This is a genomic window from Parashewanella sp. 2304DJ23-3, from assembly GCF_056591695.1.
Map to the genome: position 1 here is coordinate 319,913 of NZ_JBWQOH010000002.1, position 23,812 is coordinate 343,724.

A 23,812-nucleotide genomic window follows, 5' to 3' on the forward strand; every position below is an offset into this window, starting at 1 on the left:
TGCTTTGCATTTACCAGTGTAGAAATAAAAAGCAAAATGCAGATCAGCGGCCTCATATTTTTCCGTGTACTTAAAATGTTCTGAAAACAGTTTATCGGTGCAAATATGAGCCTCCGATAATATGAATACCTAATACTACATATAGCCACTTTGTAAGCCATTCATGACTTTCAAATGCGAAGCCATAAATTTCTCTATCTATTTGTGTAAACGGAACTGACATAATGCCTAAAAAGTCTAGTGGCAACTCACCATTGATTAGGGAAAGAAAGCCTGATAGTGCAAGTAATCCAAAAGTCAGATAAAGCGAGTAGTGCAACCCGTAAGTGAGAACCTTATGCTTCACACTTTGAAACACCATCTTCGTATCTCGATTTGGATATATGCGATTCCATAAAATGCGACCACCTAACAGTACAAATAAGGCTATAGCTTCAAAAAGGTGAGTTGTCATTGCATCTTGCTTGTGAATTAAATCACCTTTGATACGATAATCAGTGATATGTATTGAGGTTCCCATACCCCAAAGCATATCAATGATGATAATTGCAGATAGCCAGTGCAGCCCTCTGTCGATGTAGTAAGCTTTTGTGTTTGTCATGCCCAGTTCCTTTTTGACACCACATTTTTATGCCGTACAAGGTACCATCATATTTTACAGGCAGATAGCAATGGTTATTTCGAATACAAAAATCCATGTAACATAAAAATTACAACTTTCCTTAACAGCTCTCATTCGTTTATTCGATTGTTTACAAGCTGTATTAGTGGAAGTAATGCCCTTCGTACAGTTATTGCCAGATCTCCAAGGAGCGCTATTGTCACTGCTTAACGAGTAGACGGCTTTCTCACATTGAGCATCAGCTTTGTGCTCAGCATTTCTGGGGCGTATCGCAATTAAACGGTCCTAATGCTGTAATGCTATATATTAAGGGAAATCTGATTTATTGATAATATGGGTAAATGAAGAGTCAGTTTTAAGATTTAGTTCATAATACTAAATGTAACTCATTCATATACCGCTGTTACTCACTGCCTCTCGTTACTTTAATTTTCCTATATTTATGATGTGATTCTAAGTAAAATCCATATGAGCACTGATACAAAGTCAGTGTTAAGTTCTAACGTTATTCGATTTTTGTTGACCAATATGCACTGGCTTTGCGAGCCAGCTAGCTATGAGGAAGTTATGTCAGGTACATCATCACAACAAACCAGTGAACAGATCACGGTTTGCGCTCTATATAAGTTTGTAAGCCTTCCAAACTATCAAGAAATAAAACCATTGCTGTTAAACACAATGACTGATCTTGAAATCAAAGGCACGCTATTGCTTGCAAGTGAAGGCATTAACGGCACTGTTGCAGGAACCAATAAAGCCGTCCAAACTCTTTTATCATGGATTGATGACCAAGCTGGGCTCGAAAACATCGTAACTAAATTTTCTTACGAACAGCAAAATCCGTTTTATCGAACTAAAGTGAAGCTGAAAAAAGAAATTGTCACTATGGGTGTTGAGGGAATTGACCCTATTGAAGTTGTAGGGACTTATGTTAAGCCTCAAGATTGGAATGCTCTGATTTCAGATCCTGAAGTTACTTTGATTGATACTCGGAATGATTATGAAATTGGCATTGGCACATTCAAAAATGCCATAAACCCAAAAACTGAAACATTCAGAGAATTCCCTAAGTACGCTGAAGAAAACCTTGACCCGAAAAAGCATAAGAAAGTAGCTATGTTCTGTACCGGTGGTATCCGTTGTGAAAAATCAACGGCATACATGAAAGAGCAAGGCTTTGAAGAGGTATATCACCTTGAAGGCGGCATCTTAAAATATCTTGAAGAAGTAAAACAAGACGAAAGCTTGTGGGAAGGCGAATGCTTTGTTTTTGACAATCGTGTAGCAGTAAATCACAGCTTAGAAAAAGGCCAATATCAGCAATGTAATGCATGTCGATTACCGATTACACAGGCTGATATGCAATCTGAAGCCTATGTTAAGGGCGTGAGTTGCCCAAATTGCATCGATAAAATTTCAGACGAACAGCGCCAGCGTTTTATTGAACGCGAAAAACAAGTGCAACTTGCTGAAATGAGAAACGAGCAACACATTGGCAGTGAGGTAAATAAAGTGATTAAAGATCGTCGTCAGCAGAAAGAAAACCTAAAGAAAGCCCAAAGCGAATAATACCCTCATAGCAATAGATGGTTACACTGCTCTGTTATAGCCATCTATAAACTGCATATTCTGAACCACTGAAATGCTGATTAATTTTGAGCTTGCACATTCATGTACAAGCTCTGATTAATCAGCATTAAATGAGCCTACTAACACAAAAAAATCGCCCTTCCTCATCAAATAATTTATTTTAATCAGCATTCTCTGCTTCAAGTTTTATCGCTAATGGCAATTGTCCCGAATGATTAAGAGCTAAAGGTGATGCAGTGTTACCTGCCGTTAGCATCAGTTGCGGCGGCCGACTAGAAATTCGGCTATTATACCTAAATATCCAGTGTGAAAGACGCTTATTCGATAGTCCCGATATTTGAATTAAAGCGTTATCAAATGATGTATCTGAGGTAAAAGTTTGTCTTAATAAACCTTTCCTTGCCAACTCTGCAGGATGAACATCAGAGTTGGTTATCATTGGAGATTTTAGGTTCTGAACATGTTCACTCTTTGGATCTGATGTCGAATTATTTGCTGGATATGCATCCAACATTTTTGTTAATCTTTCTTTTTCATTGGCAGTTTTAGTTGCTTCAATTAATTCTTTCAACATTTCACTAACCTGTAAAAAGTCTTCTAACCCCTCTTTGAATGTATTATTAAATTTAATTGGTACAGTACATTCTTTGGCTATTGGTGAGTGCCATATTTGACCTTGAGCTTTTTGACAGAAACAATCAAAATTATCTAATATTTTTTTATATGGCAATTTTTCATCATTCCTTCCTTTCAACACCGGCTCAGTTAATAACTCTTCCATTATTTCTTTGAATTTATCAGAATCATCACCCACCATGTTCTTTATTAACCACAAAGTTACTTCGTACTGACTAAAAATCTCTTCACGTCTTCCTAGATCTCCTGAGAAAACTTCATACAACGCCGATTGAATGGGCAAGTTCCCTTTCATATCTCTTACATTAAAATTTGCTCCTGCTGCCGCAAGAGTTTTTACTATCGCTAACTTTTCATTTTTGACCGCTAAATGAATTGGCCTTTCACCTTTGTGATTTTCTAGATCCAGTAAACAACGATGCTTACTTCTGCATAAGCGAGTTATAGAAACCCATTCGCTATCATCATAGGGTGATTCGGTAGCTTTATCCTCCTCGGTTGCATCAGCAACATTGCCATCTTTAATTACATCAACAGCTTTATCACCTTCAGTTAAATCAGCAACCTTATCATCGAGTGATGAATTAGATTCTTCAGGAACGCCTTTTGCTCTAATTTGTTTCTGGATAGGTTTCTTTGATGTGGTTAGCAGAGTATCTAACACAAAAGAAACATTGCCACTTATACACGCTAAATGAATTGGCGTGTTGCCATCTTTATCAGCCAAGGCAAGGTCTACACCAGCCGCATGTAACCTTGAGATCATAGATTCATAATTGAATGAACAAGCCGTCTGACTCCAATGTCTTGTACTTTTATATAGGACGGAGTTTTTATTCTCTGCAATAAAATGCAAAAAGGAGCGGCCATCTGAATTTGTAGCATTCAGATTAACGCCTTGCTCAATAAGACACATGATCATCTCAGGGCTTTTTGCTAAATGTAAAGCGGTGTAACTAACGATTTTGTGCCTCTGTATAGAATCCACTACATATTCAGTGTCCGCCTTATGTTTTATAAGAATTTTTACGCACTCAATATTATTTAACGAACATGCTCTCATTAGAGGAGTAACTTGTTTAGATGATCTTCCTAAACTCCAATTTCGACTAGATTCAGGAACGTTAGGTTCCATATGTTCAATACAATATGATAAGCAATTAATAAGAGATAACTCATTTGTTGGTGGCGCTGTACTTCCCATATCCTCTAAAACTCTTAAACTAAGCTTATATTCAACAGGAATGCTTTCACTTTTTTCTAAGAGATTTTCTAATAACTTAGGCTTATCACAGCTGATAGACCAATGAATCAAAAAATGCTCAAAACAGTGAAAATTTTCTTCAGATTTTAAATAAATGCTGTCGAAATATTTTTTCCAAGGGGAAGGGTGATTTTGACCGTACTTTACTGCTTTATTTTGCTTCAGTGCCACGTAAAAACAAAGCCACTGCTCCTTAGATAGAGTCCCTAACTCCTCTTTAGTCATTAACTTATTATTAAGTAACCACCTAGACTCCTTATTTGAGCCAAGAGTAGCGTAAAAACTATCAAAGCCTTCTCGCCATCTTTTTGATACGGGGTCATAACTATACAAATCGGTTGTGTCAGCAGGACAAACTTCTTTCTTTTCATCCTTTTCTTCCTTAACCTCACAAAACTTAGTCGGCAAAAATGCATTTTTGTATACGTCTAGTATTTCTTGGTAAGGCACCTTTTTATGCAGGTATATGCCATTCTCTTCCATAGGGATTGAACAACCTTCACCATTTTTTGAGGTGGCGTGATCGTATAAACTAACAAACTCTTTAAAACAAAACTCAGCCGCAACCTTTTGCTTATTCGTGTACTGTTTATTAATTTCCGGATGAAGTTTTATTTTGGCCAGTCTTAGCACCTTTTGATCAGCTTTATCATTCGATTCTTTAACATCAATATCCGAAAGTGATGAAATATGCTGTTTTGCAATTCGCTTCAATTCAACTAAAAGTGCAACTTTAGGTAACTTAAAGTCTTTAATGACACGTAGTTTAAATTCAATGGTTTCAATATCGCTTAATTCACTTCCCAATAATCCGGCATTTTCGTATGCCTTTTTGACTTTTATCTGTACCAGTTCTAAATTTTCTTCCTCAGTTTCGAGAAAGCCACTCCCTTCGCCATTAACTTTTTGAGTTCCATCATCATTATTAGAATCTGAGTCTTTATAAGTCGATAAAGCTGTCCTTGCTAAAGAATACCGTTCCTCTGAATTGCTGCTCACTTGTTCTGTGAGTTCGGAACTCTCAGTAATACCACCTTGAACTTCATCTTCTACTTTTTGAGTCTTAGGTTCGGTCGTTTTAAGTTTGCATTTAGTAAAATCTTCTAATTCAACTGCTTCGCCACCAACTAAAGCAAAACACCAGTCATCAAAACTAGTTCGTGACTCCACATTCTTTGAGTTCGCACTATGGAAAGCCTGTACTTTCCCATCTAATGTATTTGCACTACTGTACTTATAGTTACTGCTTAACAGCTGACCATGAGGTATTGATACTGAGCTGTAGTCAGTATTGTTTGATACAAAATTTGAAGAAGAAATAACCTTAGACGCTGTAGCCAATAATCATGAACCGATGAAATACTCATAGTTAAATAATAACACTCAAGAAAAAAAACACTTGATCACAAAACCACTGGATGCACATACGACCTTGATTTTAAATGGTAATATAGCAAACCAATGAACAAACTTTAATACTAATACTAAGTTATGTTAATTAATGCGGTTGTTTATACTCAAACTTCCCCAAGTGCAGTTAATTTAAAGCTATGTCCATTGAGTTAATGACATACCATCACTTCCATATGAGCTACTACAATACTAATCATCAGTGTCACCATTGTTTTGCTTATTTTTCTTTTGTTCTACTTTGGCTTTTTCAACATTTTTGAAGGCTGGTGGTGGGATGGGGAATATCGAGATCAGTGGAAAAACAGCCAAAATAAGGAATGCAAATTTAGGCATTCCTTTCGCCCATCTCACTATTTTTAATAAACTCCAAATACCAGTGAGTAAAAATAACGAACCAACAATAAAGTGTATTATTGTAAGCTCCTGTGAAGCAGTAATTAAATGTTCCATACCCACATAAACCAATCCGTTATAGAAATATATATGGGAGTAATTTACTCTAATTCAACATCTTGAATTAAACCCCTTCGTTCCTTGATGGTAAACCATTTGCCATTGCCCATTATTTCGTTGCCAAATAGAGCATCTGAAAGAGTCACTAAATTCACTTTCTCCACGTTTAAAAGCGGCTTGGTAAAGTAACATCACACTGTCATTAGAAAGTATTCTGCCTTCAAAGTTTTTAGCTTCAACAGTAAACCCTTCTTCGTCAGGTAGTCGATTTAATACTTCAATTTTTCCAAATCGGATACCGGTACTTGCAACTTCAATGAAGTCGTCGGCAATGAGTTTATTCAGCATTGGGATTGATTTTCTAACTTCGTCAGTGAATAAAGATTTTTCAAGTCGAATGATAGTTTGAATTACTTCTCGCATTTGATTTCCCGCTTAAGTTTATTTTCGAAGTCAAAATGTGATCTCTCCATTCACCGTTGATTTTCAGATAAGACTTAGCAACGCCCTCTCTTTCAAACCCCAAACGTTCAAGCAACGCTTCACTTCTTTTATTTTCAAGCACGTAGTTCGCCATAACTCTATGAAGACCGATATCATTAAACATGTATTTGATAGTTGCATCTAAAATCTCGAACATCAGACCTTGGCCTTGGTAGTATTGACCAATCGAATAGCCAAGATTACAGGCTTGAAAAACGCCTCTGATGATATTGGTGAAATTACAGACACCGATAATTTCAGTACGCTCTTTATTCATAGCGACCAACTTTAATGAGCTACCCGCTTCAAATGCTTTTTCGTTCTCTCTGAGTTGCTCCTCCCATGTTTTCAAATCATAAAATGACGATTCACGTATTGGCTCCCAACTCGACAAATGAGATTTGTTACCCAAATAGTAGTCTCGAATCAGTCTTGCATCTCTTACCGCTGGTAGAATGATCAAGGTTCGCTGAGTCTCAGTAATGATGTTTCCTGTCATAGTATTTAAGTACTTTCTATTGATGCTTGTAGTTTATCGCCATGGCTTGGTGGCGTTGAGGTAACGGTAAACACTAAATCATCTTGATGATGATTACTGAGTTGATGCGCTACACCTGCTGGAACATGAACACCTTGTTGTTCAGTCAGCTCATGCGTTACACCATTAACTTCGATTGTTGCAATGCCTGCCAACACATAAAAAAATTGCTCAGAATGCTTATGGTAATGACGGACTTCACTGCAACCTGGAGGAACTCGCTCTTGAATGACACTCAGTGCTTTAGTTTGTACTAAATGCCAGCCATCGCAGTTATTTCCCCACTTATAATGAGGTGCGTTATTTATCGAAATCATAGAAATATTTCTTATTATTTAGGGTGAAAAGCTATTGAAGAGTATTGAAGAGTATTGAAGAGTATTGAAGAGTATTGAAGTAAGTACTCATGCAAATGAGAGTGGAATCAATCAATAACCTTGAATGAGTACTTACAAGTAGGACTTTAAGAGCCACTAAATCAATTTATGAATAAGTCTATTTAGTATTCTGGCTATTTCATTAAACAATTTATGCTTTATCTTTCAAGTTCACTGCGGTTCCAAACACCATTATTTCAGCTGAACGTTCCATCACCGAACTTGTAGTAAATCTCATACCGATAATCGCATCCGCACCTTTCTCTTGTGCAGCTGCAGTTATGCGCTCAATAGCAATATTTCTCGACTCATTGAGCATTTCAGTATAACCACGGATCTCACCACCCACTATGGTCTTTAATCCTGCCATCACATCACGGCCAATATGTTTTGACTGCACGATATTCCCAGTTACAACACCCAACACTTCTGATACTTCTTTGTTCGGTATGCTTTCTATTGTTGTAATTATCATCATTAACTTCCTTTCAATTTTTTGTGACTATCATTGCAATCATCGCCGTAAAGCTGCTCAAACTATTTCAGTTTAAACCCGATGCTTCACCGATGCTTCATATCTGAAATACCAGAATAACGAATGCTGAACCCAGTATTGTTTTATTGTTTGCTTAGAGCTTCTTTATTTGAATCACTTGGTGCTAATTATAGAGGATTAAGTTCAAATGATTTCTCATATGGAAGGGGTTGCATTGTAAACACGTTACAACCTTTATCTTTACTTATCAAAAACTAAACGTAAGCAATTATTTATACCCTAAAAACTTTTTGAATATTATTAAAATCGTGATTAGAGGCGTTCCCAATTAGTCATTTCGATTTTAGGCGTAACCCGAAGGGCTGTGTATATTTTTCGTTTCTTCTGTGTTGCCGAATACTTATGTAGAGTAACTACACCTCACATTCGTCGACTTGCATAAACGAAAAATCTACAACAGCAAATCGAAATCGTTAATTGGGAACGGCCTCTAGGGTTCAGTGATAAATATCAATGGTCTACTTTCGATATTTGTATTGCGGTGTTAACGCCACCCATTCCGCAATTCACTGACATTGCGTGTGTGATATTCGACTTTAAAGGTGAATGCATAATATGGCTAAGTTGACAGTTGTGAGCGACATTTTTCAACCCTAAGGTATGTGGTATTTCATTTTTAACCATTGAATATAGCGTCATTGCAACTTCAAATGCCCCACAGGCTCCCAGCATGTGGCCTGTATAGCCTTTCAAACCACTTACTTTAGGTGGTAGCGTAAAGGCACTGCTTATTGCATTTGTCTCAGCTATATCATTGAGCTTGGTGGCTGTTCCGTGAACGTTAATGTATTCGATTCGCTCTTGGCTCATATTTGCATCTTTTAAGCACAGGCTAATTGCATCTGACAAACCCGGGGCCGATGTCGGAATTCGTGTCATATCAAAGCAATCGTTTGAAGTTCCGTAGCCATTAATAACGCCATAAATATCAGCGCCACGCTGTAGTGCATGCTCTAATTCTTCCAGCACTAATATGCACGCTCCCTCACCTAAAACAACTCCGTCCCTATTCTCATCAAAAGGTAAACATTGGTTGGCGCTGGACCCACTTTTGTTCATTTGAAATACGGCGGCTGTTAGTGGGTTGACTCCGGAATCAGCTCCCCCCGCTAACATAACATCAGCTCGATTGAAACGAATTGCATCAGCAGCATTCATAATACTAACAGCGCCAGTCGCTGAAGCTGCATTCGCACATAACATCGGGCCAGCTAAACCATATCGTATTGAGATTAATGATGCGGTTGATGCAGGACGACTTCGGCTAAATAAATTGGCTGGTATTTGTTGAGGGTCCAAGTGAATGCCACTTACACGATTATTTGACTGATTCAATGCATCCAAAACCGCCGAAAAATCAGTGTGCCCCGTGCCCACTGATACACCAAAGCGTAAGTGTCGATGTTTTGCTTCATGAGAAGCATCTTTTATCGGATTGGTTTGTAGAGTGAGTCCCGCATCTTTTATTGCAATATCTGCGGCTGCACAACCCCATAAATTAGTATCACTGAGTCGATGAATATGATCTGGCTCTACACCGTAATGATGTGCATCAAACCCTCTTACTTCACCAGCACATTTTATTTTAAAGCCGTCTGTGGAAAATTTACTGATGCTTGATATTCCCGTTTCGCCGAAGCACATACGAGCGTGTATGTTGTTTATTTTGAAGCCCAGAGGAGTAATCGCTCCCATTCCTGTGATCACGACTTGTCTATTTTTGTGGCTAATATTACTTCTAATATCCATATCAGTACTTCCATGACATCTGTACAGCTAGAAAAAATATTTTATTCCGAATCGGCTTTAGCTGCTGTAATGAGCATTAGTATAGGTGTTGAATAAAGAACATGCCTTAAATGATAAAAAAGGAGAGGCAATAATACCTCTCCTTTTATTGTTAGGTTTAAGCCCAACTCATATCAAAATAATTATTGAAATGTCTCTTCAGTGTTTAATATCTCTATACCACGCACTTGCATTGAATCTAATGCCAACACGTGTGCAATTGGGTCAACAGTACAACAACATTCTGCTATTACTTTTGGATTATACTTTGTAGCAGCTGGTGATAACGCTGTATGTGTGACACAGTTATGCGTCATCATCCCTGTCAAAATAATTTCTTCAACACCCATATTTTGTAGTAATGCTTCAAGGTTTGTTTTCTCAAAACAGTCTGCATGACGTTTGGTGATAACCGGTACATTGGGTGCCATTTTTAAAATATCAGAATGTATTTTTGCCCCCTCTGAACCTTCGTAGAAAAATAGACCTTCGCCCAGCTCTGGTGATACAAGATGCTGAATATGAATAATCGGGATATCTTTTTCATTCGCGATAAACATCGCTTTAAGCGTCTTTTCTAGCGTGACTTCAGGCTGAAAAAGTGGGTATTTTCCTTCATTAAAATAATCATTTTGAATGTCGATTACTATAAGTGCTTGTTTCGTCATTATGGAGTTCTCTGATGTTTCATTTGATGACGTTATTATGTGCGCTTTCAATTGATTCAACGAGAGTCTAAAATGACACCTTGCAGGCCAAATACGACAAAATCATCAAAGTGAAAAACGTCTCTGTTACCGTTATTAATTATCCAACCGCCAGCCAATCTGCTGTTCATGGACTGTTTGAAGCGATGTCAGTTGCTAATGAGATTTGTCAGCAGTCCAATCTTCAGATTACATTTGACGTTGCAATAGAAGCATTAGATACCCTTAACTTCAATAGGGATAATCAAGTGGTTGTATTACCGCCTTGCATCAGTGATGACTTCTACACCTCCCAGAATATCAACTTAAATCAATATCTTTCTGCGATGCACAAACAAGGGGCAATTCTCGCCTCCGCCTGTGTTGGAGCATTTATTTTGGCTCGTGGTGGCTTCCTTGATAACAAATTTTGTACCACGCACTGGCGACTTACAGAATCGTTTAAAAGCGAGTTTCCAAAAGTGAAACTCGATACCAATGAAATGCTCATCAATGAAGGCAGTATTATTACGGCTGGTGGGCGTATGGCTTGGCTTGATTTAACCTTCGAAATCATTTCGCTATTTTCATCGCCTGTTATTGCGCAGCGTCTATCAAAAGAAATGGTTATCGATAATGGTTTTCGTGAGCAGAGGTTTTATCAACAATTTACCCCAAAATTGAATCACGGTAATGAGCTGGTTTTGCAAGTTCAGCATTATTTTGATGAGCATTACGCTCAATCAATAAGTGTTGAAGCTATAGCAGCGACTTATTTTGTGAGTACTCGTACCCTACAAAGGCGATTTTTAAGTGCCACTGGATTAACGATTATTCAATATCTACAGAAGCTGCGGCTTCACAATGCTTGTCATTTAATTGAATTAACTCAAAAGGGCATATCTGAGATTTCTTATCTAGTCGGTTATTCAGACGTCAGTGCGTTTAGAAAAGTATTCCTTAGAGAATACGGCTTAACCCCAACTGAATTTAGAAAACGTTTTGCTATAGAGTCTAAGACTTAAGAGCAGAACTTTAGTAATAACCCAAAAATATGAGCAACTGCACTAAATTAACAAAATGAGTTGCTCAACAGACCAAGTAAGTTTCAATAGCTTTTTCGCAAAAAATTAATCATTAAAACTTAAAACGAATGCCTCCGTTAACCGTAAACCCGTCGTTTCGAGACCAAATATCCGTCGTCCAACGACCGCTTGGAGCTTGAGTTGGCAGCAGTAGTGAATCTTCTTTCGTTTGACGAACATTCAACAGGTTTTCTGCGTTCAAGAATAGGCTAATTCGACCAACGGTAATTTGGCCTAACAGTCCTAAGTGCCAGTATGCGTCGCTTTTTTCTCTATATGGATTATTTTCTAAATGCTGTGTACCCGTGTAATAAGCTTCAAATCCTACTAGATGACTGCCGTGTTCTTCCCACATCACCACAAGGCCAGCAGAGTGCTCTGGTGTAAGTGTTAAAGGAACTCGGTTGCTATTGTTACTGCCTAGTTTTGTTGCATCGGTATACAAATAACTGCCTGTAAACTTAATGTCATTCCAGCGATAGCGAAGTAGCAGTTCTGCTCCACGTATCTCACTATCACCGTCTGTATTTACAAGGCGCCCCGTCTTGTTGGATAGAGTATTCGACACCTGCTCAAGTTCAGTTACGTTTTCAACGTCCGATGCAAAAAATGTCACGCTGGTTTCTAAATCATCCATTACATAGGTAACATCAACCGATGCGGTTGTCGCTTGCTCTGCTTCTAAATCTTCAAGAGGCAATAAACGTGACAATCCTGTTTCATCAATGTCTTCAATAAACGGTGTTGGTGCATAGTACCCTTTTCCGTAAGCACCTCTAATAGTGAAATCATTTGGACTATACAACACCGAAATACGAGGACTAAATTGTGTACCGTATTCACTATGCCAGTCGCTGCGTGCACTCAAAGAGATAGAGACATCATCCATTGCCTCATAATCTAACTGAGAAAATAAGCCCGGTGTTTTGTAAGAATAATCGAACTCAGAAAATGTATCAGAGTCAAACTGTTCTTGCTGGAATGCAGCTCCAATCAGCCAAGACACTTCATCAGAGTAATCCGAGTAGCTCGACTCAATTAAATAACTCTTGTGGCTATCATCTTCAAACACATCACCGTACTGGTGATCATGGTTTTGCACCATAGAAGAACCACGAACGTTCAAACTCGCTGATTCAGTAAGTGAACGGTCATAAACAAAACCCAAATCGCTTCTTAGCGTGTCTTGGTTTTGCTGAAATGAACGACCATTGCTCAGAGTAGCATTATCTAACGTTCCACCACGGCGCTGTTCTTTCATCACTCCCAGCGTAACGTAAAGGTTGTCACCATCTTCACCTTGCCAATATAAACGAGGTCTTATGCTGCTTCTTTCGTATCCAGCTAAGTCAATCCAACCATCATTATCTAAGTCTTCTGTACTCTGATGGTGAATACCTGCCGTAACTGAACCACTTAATTCTTCCGTTAACGGCGTAGCAAAATAAGACGTCACATCTTGACCATCTTTAGACGTCAGATTAACGAGCACCTCACCCTCGAACTCATCAGAAGGTGTTCTTGATATCAAATTTATGACACCGCCTAATGCGGAGCCACCATAAAGCGAAGATGCCGAACCTTTGATGATTTCAACATTAGCTAAATCGGTTGGTGGTATTTGCAACAACCCTATCGATGCTGTTTGACCACCAAACAAAGGTAAACCATCACTCAGAAGTTGTGTATATCGACCATACAAGCCTTGCAGCCTGATATTGGCACTGCCTAAAGCTGGCGAGGTAGTTTGTACTCGAACACCACCCGTTTCGGCAACCAGCATAGAAATATTTCCAGGACGCATTAGCGCTTTTTCTTGGATTTCTTCACCATTGATGATTTCAGTACGCGTTGCTGACTCAGTGACCACTCGCCCTAAACGCGAAGCTCTAACTTGAATAGTTTCAACAGCCGATTCTTCATGCTCATGATGATGCTCATGGTCATCACTGGCGTATGAGAATGATGGAAGCAATAACAACGCTATTGCTTTATTTTTTGATTTTAAAAGCATTTTTATCTCACAACTTATTTACACTCTATATCTAAGAGCGTTAAAAAAAGAAAACTGATTGCGCTCCTAGCGCATGAATATTTATGAAATAACTCTTGGAGGGCGATAGTAAGAATTGGAAATAAACGTCGGGCTTTCCGAATGCTGATCATAGACAGATTCAATGAAGAAAACCACTTGAACTGAACTAACATTCGCAGTGACTGAGGCAAACGGTGAGCAGGCATTTGCGATACAAATACAGTTTGAATCACAGCAATCAACGTCACAGCAATCGTCTTCGTTTTCAACCGTATGTCGCTTGGCTGTTTGACCGCCTTCTTTTGAATGCGTCTGATCATTGGCTTTAATCGAAAACGTTTTTGCACTATCAACGTTCGTCACATCAGTCGCATTTACCGTACTTTTGTTTAAGTACACAGCAAATATTAATGTGATAACCATTAATGCAAAAAATGTAATACGCATAAAGTTCTCAATAAATCAGGGACGGGCATTCTAATCGTTTTTGCTGTGGATGTGAACAATACCAATGAGCAATATTTTTTCATTAATGAACATGTCAGAAATAATACAAAGATCACATTTAGCTTGATAGTTCGTGTACGAATCATTACCATACATATTAATTGAACGTTCAATCAATCTTTGAGAAAACAAAATTTCAGTTATGCAGCGATGTGAAATAAAAACAAAAAGAACACAAGATCTCATTGACGCAACACTCATCTCAGTTGATCAACATGGCCTTCATCACACAACCATCAAGACTATCAGCTCGATTGCGGGTATTTCGTCAGGACTGATCAGCCATTACTTTGATGGCAAGCAAGGCTTGATTGAAGCCACGCAAAGATACCTACTAGATAATCTAAAACACGCATTATTGATTAGGGTTCAAAATAAAAAGCTTGAACCACAGCAACGTTTGTTTGCCATTGTTGAAGCTAATTTCACCGATTTGCAATGTTCAAACCCAGCTACAAAGACATGGTTAAGCTTTTGGGCGCAAGCCATGCATGAGCCTCAACTGGCTCGCCTACAAAAAGTTAACAATCAAAGGTTAGTCACTAACCTACAATATTCCTTCGCTCAGGCTTTAGAAAAAAATGATGCCATTGATGCTGCCAAACAAACCGCAGCGATGATTGATGGCTTTTGGCTTAGAAGTGCCCTTCAAGCCAAGCCGGAAGAAGCCTTTAAAGAAGCTGAGCAATTATGTAAGCGCTATATTTCCGAGCGCCTTCGTTAGATTCCCGGAGAGAAGTAATGTCCACCGTTTATCGTAACTATGTCCATGGTAAAGCTGTTTCAAATGAAACAGGTGAAGTTTTTGATGTTATCAACCCAGCCACGGGTGAAGTAAGTTACCAAGTTGAAGTCGCTGACGAGAAAGTTCAGCAAGCCGCGATTGAAAGTGCCAAGGAAGGCTTTGCTGAGTGGTCTGCAATGACAGGCATGGAGCGTAGCCGTATTTTATTAAAAGCCGTTGAGTTGCTTCGCCAACACAATGATGAGCTTGCTCGCATCGAAGTCATTGATACGGGCAAACCTTGGCAAGAAGCATCAGTTGTTGATGTAGTAACGGGTGCCGACTCTATTGAATTTTTTGCAGGTTTAGCCTCAGCGATTGAAGGCTCACAACAAACCGTAGGCGGCGATTTTTATTACACTCGCCGTGAGCCATTAGGCATTTGCGCAGGTATCGGCGCATGGAACTACCCATTACAAATTGCGTGTTGGAAATCAGCACCCGCATTAGCAGCAGGTAACGCAATGATTTTCAAACCATCAGAAGAAACACCACTGGGTGCGGTTAAGCTTGCTGAAATATTCACTCAAGCAGGCGTACCAGATGGTGTATTCAATGTAGTACATGGCGATGGCAAAGTAGGGGCTTGGTTAACTACTAATCCTGATATCGCTAAAGTCTCTTTTACTGGTGAAGTGGGCACAGGCCAAAAAGTCATGGCGGCTGCGGCTAGCACATTAAAAGAGGTTACGATGGAGCTGGGCGGCAAGTCTCCGCTTATCGTATTTGATGACGCTGACATTGATAATGCGGTTTCTGCTGCGATGTTAGGTAACTTCTATACCCAAGGTGAAATTTGTACCAACGGTACTCGTGTATTTGTTCACGAATCAATTTACTCAACCTTTGTTGAGCGCCTACTACAAAGAACTAACGACAACATCGTGTGTGGCGATCCGCTGAATGAAGACACGAACTTTGGTGCGCTTATTTCAAAAGCCCACCAGCAAAAAGTGCTTGATTACATTCGTATTGGCGTTGAAGAAGGTGCTGAACTCCTTTGCGGTGGCAAAGCTTTGTCTCCAGACAATGCGCCAAACGGTGCCTTTGTTGCGCCAACCATCTTTGGTAATTGCCAAGATGAAATGACCATAGTTAAAGAAGAGATCTTTGGCCCTGTGATGTCTCTACTTAAATTCAGCGACGAAGCTGAGGTTATCGCAAGAGCCAATGACACCAAGCTCGGCTTAGCGGCAGGCGTGTTCACTCAAGACATCACTCGTGCTCACCGCATTATTCACCAAATTGATGCGGGTATTTGTTGGATCAATGCTTTCGGCGCATCTCCTGCCGAAATGCCAGTTGGCGGTTACAAAATGTCAGGTATCGGCCGTGAAAACGGAACCGAAACGCTAAAAGCCTATACCCAAATCAAGTCGGTTTATGTGGGTATGGAAAAGCTTGAAAGCCCATTTTAAGGATACCAAGATGACTCAACAACAGCAGTATGATTACATCATTGTTGGTGCAGGCTCAGCGGGTTGCGTACTAGCAAACCGTTTATCTGAAGATCCAAATAATTCCGTGTTGCTATTGGAAACTGGCGGCAGCGATAAGAGCATTTTTATCCAAATGCCAACCGCGCTTTCTATTCCAATGAACACCAAGAAATACGCTTGGCAGTTTGAAACTGAAGCAGAAACAGGCCTTGATAACCGTAAAATGCACTGCCCTCGCGGTAAGGTTTTAGGTGGTTCTTCATCCATTAACGGCATGGTTTACGTTCGTGGTCATGCAATGGATTTTGATGAATGGGCCGACCATGGTGCAACAGGCTGGGATTATCAGCACTGTTTACCTTATTTCAAAAAAGCCGAAACTTGGGCATTTGATGGTGATGACTACCGTGGTAAGCAAGGTGAACTTGCCGTAAATAACGGTAACGAGATGAAAAACCCACTTTACAAAGCATTTATTGATGCAGGTAAAGATGCGGGTTACCTCGAAACTCAAGACTATAACGGCGCTCAACAAGAAGGCTTTGGCCCAATGCACATGACCATTAAAAATGGTGTACGTTGGTCAACCTCTAATGCCTATTTACGCCCTGCGATGAAGCGCACAAACCTGACTGTCATCACTCATGCTTTAGTGAATAAAGTGTTGGTTGAAGACAAGCAAGCCAAAGGCGTTGAGTATCAACGCAAAGGCAAAACGGTATCAGTTTTAGCAAGCAAAGAAGTGATATTGTCTGCGGGTTCAGTAGGTTCTCCACACATTTTGCAACTTTCAGGCATTGGCGATAAAGACGTGCTTGAAAATGCTGGTGTTGAAGTGAAGCATCACTTACCGGGTGTAGGACAAAACCTGCAAGACCATTTAGAGTTCTACTTCCAGTTTAAATGTAAGCAACCTATTTCATTAAATGGCAAGCTAGATCCTTTAAGCAAGTTAGGCATTGGTACTCGCTGGATTTTAAATAAATCTGGTTTAGGTGCGACTAACCACTTTGAATCTTGTGGCTTCATTCGCTCGAAAGCGAATTTAGCATTCCCAGATCTTCAGTATCATTTTTTACCTGCAGCAATGCGTTATGACGGTAAAGAAGCGTTTGCAGGTCATGGTTTCCAAGTCCACATAGGTCATAACAAACCGAAAAGCCGGGGTGCTGTTACTTTAGTATCTGCTGATCCAAAAGTGGCACCCAAAATTCAGTTTAACTACCTGACTGAACAAGAAGACATTGAAGGTTTCAGAGCTTGTGTGCGTTTGACTCGCGAAATCATTAATCAACCTGCAATGGATGAATATCGTGGTGAAGAAATTCAGCCGGGCTTAGCCGTTCAGACTGATGAAGAAATCGATACATTCGTGCGTGAATTTGTTGAGTCAGCTTATCACCCATCATGTTCATGCAAAATGGGCACAGATGATATGGCTGTGGTTAATCCTGAAACCAAAGTAATCGGCATCGAAGGATTACGTGTGGTGGATTCATCCATCTTCCCGACGATTCCAAACGGTAACTTAAATGCGCCGACCATTATGGTTGCTGAAAAAGCCGCTGATTTCATTTTAAATAAAGCGCCTTTGGCAGCTGCCAATGTTGACGTTCGATTAGGAACCGATTGGCAAATCAAGCAGCGTGAGCAAATGCCTAAGCGTATCGTAAATTAATTTTTAATTGCCTTTTCTGTTGTTCCTACAAATTGGGAACAACAGAAAGCATGTCAATCAGGTCACAACTGACCTTTATTTAGTCTGGTACAAGCAGTACTCCACTCTTTATATAAATCGTTGAAACAATCTGAATTTACTTACCTGATTTTACTAAGCATTAGGTAATGACTTTGTCATGCATAATATTTACTAAAGTCCTGTTGTTGTAGGTCTTTTTTATGGCTTTAAAAGTATATTCGATTGTTAAGCAAGCAATTCAACTGCTTATGAATATTAATAAAAAAATAGGTCTAACATGAATATCAATTTAGCTACATTTGGGGGTCAATAATGACGACTTGGCTTTCAATGGGGATTATTTTCACTTTCGCTTGTATCGCAATCATTTTATTCCGTTGGGGTAATGTGCGCTGTATCGGTGTCACTCCTGCTCGCACTTACACCTTTATTGCAATTCTATTTACTTCTGGCCTCGATGTAGGCTTGATCATGTTCCCACTGACTGAGTTTGCTGGATACGCTGATCATGCTACGAGTCCTGAATACTCTTTTACCAACCCACTCGCTATTGAGTTTGGTTTTTGGGCATTCTTAATCTGGGGCTTTTACTTTTTAACTTGCTTCTACTTTTGTGTCATTGAGCCAAGAGTTAAGTTTTTTGAAATCAGTGTCGTAAAGTTTATTAATAACTTAGTTATTATTGGTACCTGTGCATTTACCGCTTACTTACTTCTTATCAATTTACCTTGGTATTTACCTGAAATGGGTGATGGCGAGACTGTTATTGGTAGCTTCTACTTAATTGTACTTGCTGTTATCGGGGTTGCGGTCTATTCAAGCACCAGCATTCAATACGTTCGTTACTTGAGTTTAGGCAGTACTTGGTTGTTCTTAGGTCTTATCGTATTTATGTGGATTACGGCTTTCCTACCTGCTGAAAACAGCCTGTCTGAATTCGCTAATACTTTCGGTCAGCTTGGTGGTTACTTTGGAAACATTCATGAATTCGTTTTACCAATGAATGATTACCACGAGTTCTATCTATTCTGGTGGTTTGCTTGGAGCATCATGATTGGTCAATTTACCTCTCGTTTTGTTGGCGGTATGAAAGCTTACCAAGTATTCATTGCGATGATGATTTACCCATCAATTCCAATTGCGATTTGGTTCACCATTCTTTACTACTTCAGTGCTAATAGCATCGATACTACTGGCATCGTTAACCTTGCGATGGTCGTTGTGGGAATCACATTTGTGATCAACTCGCTGGATTCACTCATTCGTCTTTATACCGACAACTTGAACCTAACGGTTAAGCGTTTCGGTAAGCTTAAATACTTTATCGGTAACTTCGTGTTACTGGCTGCATTGACTGCACTATTCAAGCTGGATTTCCTACAAATTCAGTGGGTAGGTGCACTAGCGATTGGCATTTTATTTGGCTGTTTCTGCTTCATCTTACTTAAGCATTTTAAAACAGTTAAAGAGATTAAGAGTTCCCCTGCGGAAAACACGCTTGATTACTCAAAGCTAACTCACTCGAATTAACCTTAGTTCAATAAAGATAAGTCACTGAGCACCAGCCTTGGCTGGTGCGACAGTACATAAATAATAAAATGGAATATTAAAATGAAAAACACAGTTATCGCACTAGGTACCCTTTTCGCTTTGGGTCTATCAACCTCTGTACTTGCTGGTGCGAGCTCTACCATTACTGCTACTTCAAACTACAGCTATAACGGTTATAGCCAAACTGAAAATAAACCAGCTCTGCAAGGCAGCTTAGATTACGGTTTTGATAATGGTATCTATATTGGTACTTTTGCTTCTAACGTTAGCTTTAATGGCTTCGGTACGGATGTAGAGTGGGATGCTTATGTTGGCAAGTACACTCAACTGAATGATACATTTGGCCTTGACGCTGGTGTCTCTGTATATACTTACTACGGTGAAAGTGCAGCTTCTGACTTAAACTATAACGAAGTTTACTCACAGTTAGACATTACTTCAGGCATGGGGGTATCTAATATTCGTGCTGCCTACGCATGGGATTATTTTGGTTATGATGTAGAGCATATTGTTACGACATTTGCTCATACTTTTGAAATTACTGAAGGCCATAACTTAAAGCTAACTTATAACTACTCTTATTCATTTGATGAAGCAAAGTGGCCTTGGGGTAACAACAACAAATCATACGATCAATTCAAAGTATCATACCTAACTAATTACAAAGGTTTTGACTTTGATATTTCGGCTGAAGATACATCGATTAATCATCAAGACGAAACGAAGGCGCGTGTAATCTTTACTGTTTCTCGTACATTTAGTTTCTAAACCATATAGAAATAAAACCTGGCTCTTAATATAAATTGAGAGCCCTTTTGATTCAGTTTTAATCACAATACTATTTCTAAAACATTTTGCTTTACGACACATTAATTTAACGATATAAATCGACAATATCGTTAGCAGTACTTCCCCACTCGGATTCTATTGATGGAAAAATACGAAGAGCTCTTCACTTCATTGAGAAAGGTGATCAGAGCCATTGATTTGCATTCAAAGCACTTATCAAAAACCGTTGGTTTAACAGGCCCGCAACTGGTCATTATGCAACAAATTGGCAGACAAAAAGGCATTCTTGCTCGTCAGGTTGCTCAAAACGTAAACCTAAGCCCTGCAACTGTTACCAGTATTTTAGATCGCCTTGAAGCGAGAGATTTAGTTCATCGAATTCGAAGCAGTGAAGATAAACGCCGTGTTGGATTATTTCTGACTGAAACAGGTGAAAACTTGCTGATCAAAGCGCCACAACCGCTACAAGATCACTTTATTGAGCAGTTTTCAGCATTGGCCGAATGGGAACAATCTCAGTTACTATCATCAATACAACGCCTAGCGAGTATGATGGATGCGCAAGATTTAGATGCGGCGCCCATTCTTGAAGTGGGTACTCTACAGCCAACGCCACAACAATAGCGCTTCAGTTTATGCGTAGTTAACTCTACGCATAAACATAAACTCCTGATGCTCAGCTTGAATTCAGTGCTTGAAAGAGAACTGAACATATCAAATACGAATTATCATACTAAAACCTTATTCCAAGGTCCTTCAATCGCAAGCGTTTTAGTCGGAGAGTACACATTTACAAACATCACTGTTCCGTCGGGAGAGAAGCAAGCGCCAGCCATTTCTGTTTGAGTACGTAATCGAGCAAAGCTATAAACCTCGCCTTCTGGAGTAACACCTCTTAAGTGATTATCGACAGGATCGACATATTGATCTTCGCAGACAATTAAGTGCCCTTGAGGCGTAACGGTCAAGTTGTCACCAAAGTTGTATAAACTTTTATCATCGCTTTCTAAAAATAATTGAATTTGTGCCGCTTTACTCGCTTTCTTTGGCTGATATCGCATGACTTGTCCTAATTGCTTTTTACCACCATTAGTACAACAAAAATACAATTCATTATCAGCCCAGTGGATTCCTTCTCCTCGAGCGAATAGTGTTGCCCCAGCTTTGTAACCTCGTATCCTCAAGTCATCATTAGGGCTTTCTGGGTCATCTAAATCTATCCAGTCAACCTCTAACCACTTGCCTAGTTTCATTGTCATTTCTGACCAATTACGAGTATCAAACTTTGGTATTCCTTTAATGACCATGGCCTGTAATTGACCACCTTTCTCAAGCTGACCATATACTTTGGGGACGAAGCGATAAAACAAACTGTCACCCGTATCTTCAGTCAAATAAACAATGCCTGTGTTCGGGTCCACGCAAGCTGCTTCATGGTTAAATCGCCCCATAGCCTTAAGTGGCTTTGCTTCAACAAGGCTTGTTGCATTGGCAGGAACTTCAAAAATATACCCGTGATCTTTACTTAGCTCTCCATCTGGTAAATCTACAGTTTCCTCACAGGTCAACCAACTGCCCCAAGGCGTAACCCCGCCAGAGCAGTTACGAATCGTTCCGAGTAAACTGATGAACTCTTTATCAACTTGTTTGGTATTGAGATCGTAGATAAGTGTCGAAGTTCCCCCTGGCAAAGCAACACCATTCGTGTAAGTGTCATAGCTAAGAGACGTCTTTATTTTTTGAAGTGAAGTTGGTTGGTGCTTCAAGTCTTTAGGTTTTAACTCGTGATTCCGAACTAAAGCCACTTTATTTTCGTTAAGTGGTATACAACCCATGCCGTCGGCTTTATCAGCCACATGAAAACCATCTGACATTAATTGACCAAATTCTGATAGAACTCGATAGCTGAATCCTTCAGGTAAATCTAGAAGCCCATTAGGATCTGGAATCAATTGTCCATAACCCTTAGACGTATTTAATATTGGGAGGTAATTTGTTTTCCCTAAAACACTCGATGCTAAACCTGAAAATGCTAATGCACTGCTGCCTACTAAAAATTTTCTTCTTGTTATCATTTTGCTCACTACCTTTCCATTTGAAAATGGCTTTTGAAGTAGAAGCTCAAATACTTCCACTTAAAATACATTTAAGCGTTCAGAATAGCGTTTCGTTATGACACTTTTACTTAATAGCAGCAAGTTTTTTAATCAATCAAATGATGGCTGAGCTGGTTTATAAGCTTTCAAAAGTCATGAGTTCTTCATCCGTTAATGTGTCATTCACTTTTTGCAAGTTGACTGTCAATTTACTCAGTCTCCACCACCACAATCGCCACCGTCGCCACAACCAGAGCCATTATCTCCTCCAAGCCAGCCCGACGACTTGCTACTTTTATGCTGTTGATTAGAAGAGGTGCTTAAACACGAGAGAATGAGAATGGCACCAAATGCAATGGCAATCCAAGATAACATTAAGTTAGGGTATAGGGTGTTTAAATCAATAATGCCAAAAAGCAGCGATATTGAGCCGATGATAATTTTAATCGATGTCATACGTATCCTTACTGTATGTTTCACCTTCTAAACTATTTTGAAAATTTAATCCTTTATGAGATTAGTTTTTTTCTGAGTTGAATAAACTGAAAACACCTTGAAGCAACATGTTTAATACACCGTTTGTGACGTCTTCATTTTGTACACTTCTATCTTCACGATCACGGCTTTTGTCTTTATTTCGGTTTTCAACACTGTCATGCATTCCTTCACCAAAACCTTCAACAGCACGTTGTGTTTGTGAACTTGTGCAACCTAGCATCCCAAGTGTAAGTAAAATTACGCTACAACGTTTTATCAGCACACTAAACATCCTTTTATTCGTTAATCTTCCTAAAGTAAGCCTTATTTAGTCCATTTTATTTAGCTTTAGTTCATCATCATAAAAAAGCTATCGATTATCAAAAACTCTAACTTGGCCGTTACGTGAATTGTAAATAAAACCTAAAGCACTTGTATTGGTATCTTCGTTGAAGTTCGACTTAATGTAATCGTATTGGCATTCTGTATGAGGTTTAGTAGCTCCTAACCTCTCAGCAACAAAGACTGCAGTACTAGGTAAATCTGTAATATCTTTGTCAAAAGTCATATTCTGTTGAGACATAATTCGATCCCAGATATCTACGCATGCTTGATTTCCAGGTCCAATAGAGTTGACTTCAGTTCTATTTTCAGCCTTATCAACACCTATTGGATAACCAGAATCATTAGTATCTAGGTCTCCATAAGCAGAAAGATCGTTCATTGCGCCTGAGCCTTTTGTTTCAAGTAACCAAGCTTTATGTGCAATTGAAACTGCACTTTCAAATGCTCCTGCATAGCCTTCCACTGCAGCTTTATCTGCATCGTCAGATAATGACAAAAATTTCGGTAGCGCAATCACGGCCAAAACAGCAAGAATAACGATTACTACGACCATCTCGATTAAAGTAAAACCTTTATGCTTCATTTTCATTTTTCTTTTT

General features: G+C 39.3%; 23 protein-coding genes. 8 read left to right on the forward strand and 15 right to left on the reverse strand.

From position 1 onward, the window contains the following. Positions 1-91 precede the first annotated feature (91 nt). A complete protein-coding gene (locus AC1EU2_RS07355) occupies positions 92-601 on the reverse strand; it encodes a cytochrome b (RefSeq protein ID WP_480297468.1) in 510 nt (169 codons plus the stop codon). 588 nt (positions 602-1,189) lie between these two features. Here AC1EU2_RS07355 and trhO point away from each other — a divergent pair. Continuing rightward, positions 1,190-2,191, forward strand: coding sequence for an oxygen-dependent tRNA uridine(34) hydroxylase TrhO (gene trhO, locus AC1EU2_RS07360; RefSeq protein WP_480297637.1), 1,002 nt, complete (start codon positions 1,190-1,192; stop codon positions 2,189-2,191). Between the two features lie 181 nt (positions 2,192-2,372). Here trhO and AC1EU2_RS07365 read toward each other — a convergent pair whose 3' ends face one another. The 8 genes from AC1EU2_RS07365 to AC1EU2_RS07400 form a co-directional block, all read right to left on the reverse strand. Further along, complete coding sequence (locus AC1EU2_RS07365) at positions 2,373-5,453, reverse strand: ankyrin repeat domain-containing protein (RefSeq protein ID WP_480297469.1); 3,081 nt, start codon at positions 5,451-5,453, stop codon at positions 2,373-2,375. 261 nt (positions 5,454-5,714) lie between these two features. Further along, positions 5,715-5,975 carry a hypothetical protein gene (locus AC1EU2_RS07370; RefSeq protein WP_480297470.1) on the reverse strand — a complete coding sequence of 87 codons (261 nt, stop codon included), beginning with the start codon at positions 5,973-5,975 and terminating at the stop codon, positions 5,715-5,717. 54 nt (positions 5,976-6,029) lie between these two features. Next, complete coding sequence (locus tag AC1EU2_RS07375; protein ID WP_480297472.1) at positions 6,030-6,401, reverse strand: nuclear transport factor 2 family protein; 372 nt, start codon at positions 6,399-6,401, stop codon at positions 6,030-6,032. After that, a complete protein-coding gene (gene rimJ, locus AC1EU2_RS07380) occupies positions 6,367-6,960 on the reverse strand; it encodes a ribosomal protein S5-alanine N-acetyltransferase (protein WP_480297473.1) in 594 nt (197 codons plus the stop codon). The genes AC1EU2_RS07375 and rimJ overlap by 35 nt, the downstream gene beginning before the upstream one ends. A 5-nt stretch (positions 6,961-6,965) precedes the next feature. After that, the gene (locus AC1EU2_RS07385; RefSeq protein WP_480297474.1) at positions 6,966-7,316 is read right to left on the reverse strand and encodes a cupin domain-containing protein; all 351 of its coding nucleotides are present in this window, start codon (positions 7,314-7,316) and stop codon (positions 6,966-6,968) included. 211 nt (positions 7,317-7,527) lie between these two features. Further along, a complete protein-coding gene (locus tag AC1EU2_RS07390; protein WP_480297638.1) occupies positions 7,528-7,851 on the reverse strand; it encodes a heavy metal-binding domain-containing protein in 324 nt (107 codons plus the stop codon). Between the two features lie 531 nt (positions 7,852-8,382). Further along, positions 8,383-9,681, reverse strand: coding sequence for a beta-ketoacyl-[acyl-carrier-protein] synthase family protein (locus AC1EU2_RS07395; protein WP_480297475.1), 1,299 nt, complete (start codon positions 9,679-9,681; stop codon positions 8,383-8,385). Positions 9,682-9,863: 182 nt separating this feature from the next. After that, positions 9,864-10,388, reverse strand: coding sequence for a cysteine hydrolase family protein (locus AC1EU2_RS07400; RefSeq protein WP_480297477.1), 525 nt, complete (start codon positions 10,386-10,388; stop codon positions 9,864-9,866). Positions 10,389-10,468: 80 nt separating this feature from the next. Between AC1EU2_RS07400 and AC1EU2_RS07405 the strand changes: the two genes are divergently transcribed. After that, the gene (locus AC1EU2_RS07405; RefSeq protein ID WP_480297479.1) at positions 10,469-11,431 is read left to right on the forward strand and encodes a GlxA family transcriptional regulator; all 963 of its coding nucleotides are present in this window, start codon (positions 10,469-10,471) and stop codon (positions 11,429-11,431) included. A 112-nt stretch (positions 11,432-11,543) separates the two neighbouring features. Here AC1EU2_RS07405 and AC1EU2_RS07410 read toward each other — a convergent pair whose 3' ends face one another. Together AC1EU2_RS07410 and AC1EU2_RS07415 are read right to left on the reverse strand one after the other, a co-directional pair. Then, the gene (locus AC1EU2_RS07410; protein ID WP_480297480.1) at positions 11,544-13,505 is read right to left on the reverse strand and encodes a TonB-dependent receptor plug domain-containing protein; all 1,962 of its coding nucleotides are present in this window, start codon (positions 13,503-13,505) and stop codon (positions 11,544-11,546) included. 81 nt (positions 13,506-13,586) lie between these two features. Further along, on the reverse strand, positions 13,587-13,973 hold the full coding sequence (locus AC1EU2_RS07415; protein ID WP_480297482.1) for a hypothetical protein: 387 nt from the start codon (positions 13,971-13,973) through the stop codon (positions 13,587-13,589). Between the two features lie 202 nt (positions 13,974-14,175). Here AC1EU2_RS07415 and betI point away from each other — a divergent pair, with 202 nt between their 5' ends. From betI to AC1EU2_RS07445, 6 genes are all read left to right on the forward strand, one after another. After that, the gene (gene betI / locus AC1EU2_RS07420; protein WP_480297483.1) at positions 14,176-14,757 is read left to right on the forward strand and encodes a transcriptional regulator BetI; all 582 of its coding nucleotides are present in this window, start codon (positions 14,176-14,178) and stop codon (positions 14,755-14,757) included. Positions 14,758-14,774: 17 nt separating this feature from the next. Further along, complete coding sequence (gene betB / locus AC1EU2_RS07425; protein ID WP_480297485.1) at positions 14,775-16,235, forward strand: betaine-aldehyde dehydrogenase; 1,461 nt, start codon at positions 14,775-14,777, stop codon at positions 16,233-16,235. Positions 16,236-16,245: 10 nt separating this feature from the next. Further along, positions 16,246-17,934 (forward strand): choline dehydrogenase, encoded by a 1,689-nt coding sequence (gene betA / locus AC1EU2_RS07430; protein ID WP_480297486.1) that lies wholly within the window; start codon positions 16,246-16,248, stop codon positions 17,932-17,934. Between the two features lie 333 nt (positions 17,935-18,267). Continuing rightward, complete coding sequence (locus AC1EU2_RS07435; protein ID WP_480297487.1) at positions 18,268-19,485, forward strand: BCCT family transporter; 1,218 nt, start codon at positions 18,268-18,270, stop codon at positions 19,483-19,485. An 81-nt stretch (positions 19,486-19,566) separates the two neighbouring features. Continuing rightward, the gene (locus AC1EU2_RS07440) at positions 19,567-20,274 is read left to right on the forward strand and encodes a TorF family putative porin (protein ID WP_480297488.1); all 708 of its coding nucleotides are present in this window, start codon (positions 19,567-19,569) and stop codon (positions 20,272-20,274) included. 162 nt (positions 20,275-20,436) lie between these two features. Continuing rightward, the gene (locus AC1EU2_RS07445) at positions 20,437-20,919 is read left to right on the forward strand and encodes a MarR family winged helix-turn-helix transcriptional regulator (protein ID WP_480297490.1); all 483 of its coding nucleotides are present in this window, start codon (positions 20,437-20,439) and stop codon (positions 20,917-20,919) included. Positions 20,920-21,023: 104 nt separating this feature from the next. Here the strand turns inward: AC1EU2_RS07445 and AC1EU2_RS07450 are convergent, their stop codons facing one another. The 4 genes from AC1EU2_RS07450 to AC1EU2_RS07465 form a co-directional block, all read right to left on the reverse strand. Further along, complete coding sequence (locus AC1EU2_RS07450) at positions 21,024-22,370, reverse strand: alkaline phosphatase PhoX (protein WP_480297639.1); 1,347 nt, start codon at positions 22,368-22,370, stop codon at positions 21,024-21,026. Between the two features lie 234 nt (positions 22,371-22,604). Further along, a complete protein-coding gene (locus AC1EU2_RS07455) occupies positions 22,605-22,847 on the reverse strand; it encodes a hypothetical protein (RefSeq protein WP_480297491.1) in 243 nt (80 codons plus the stop codon). Positions 22,848-22,908: 61 nt separating this feature from the next. Next, positions 22,909-23,151, reverse strand: a complete 243-nt coding sequence (locus AC1EU2_RS07460) for a hypothetical protein (protein WP_480297492.1) — start codon at positions 23,149-23,151, stop codon at positions 22,909-22,911. 87 nt (positions 23,152-23,238) lie between these two features. Next, a complete protein-coding gene (locus tag AC1EU2_RS07465; protein WP_480297493.1) occupies positions 23,239-23,796 on the reverse strand; it encodes a prepilin-type N-terminal cleavage/methylation domain-containing protein in 558 nt (185 codons plus the stop codon). Positions 23,797-23,812: the final 16 nt, after the last annotated feature.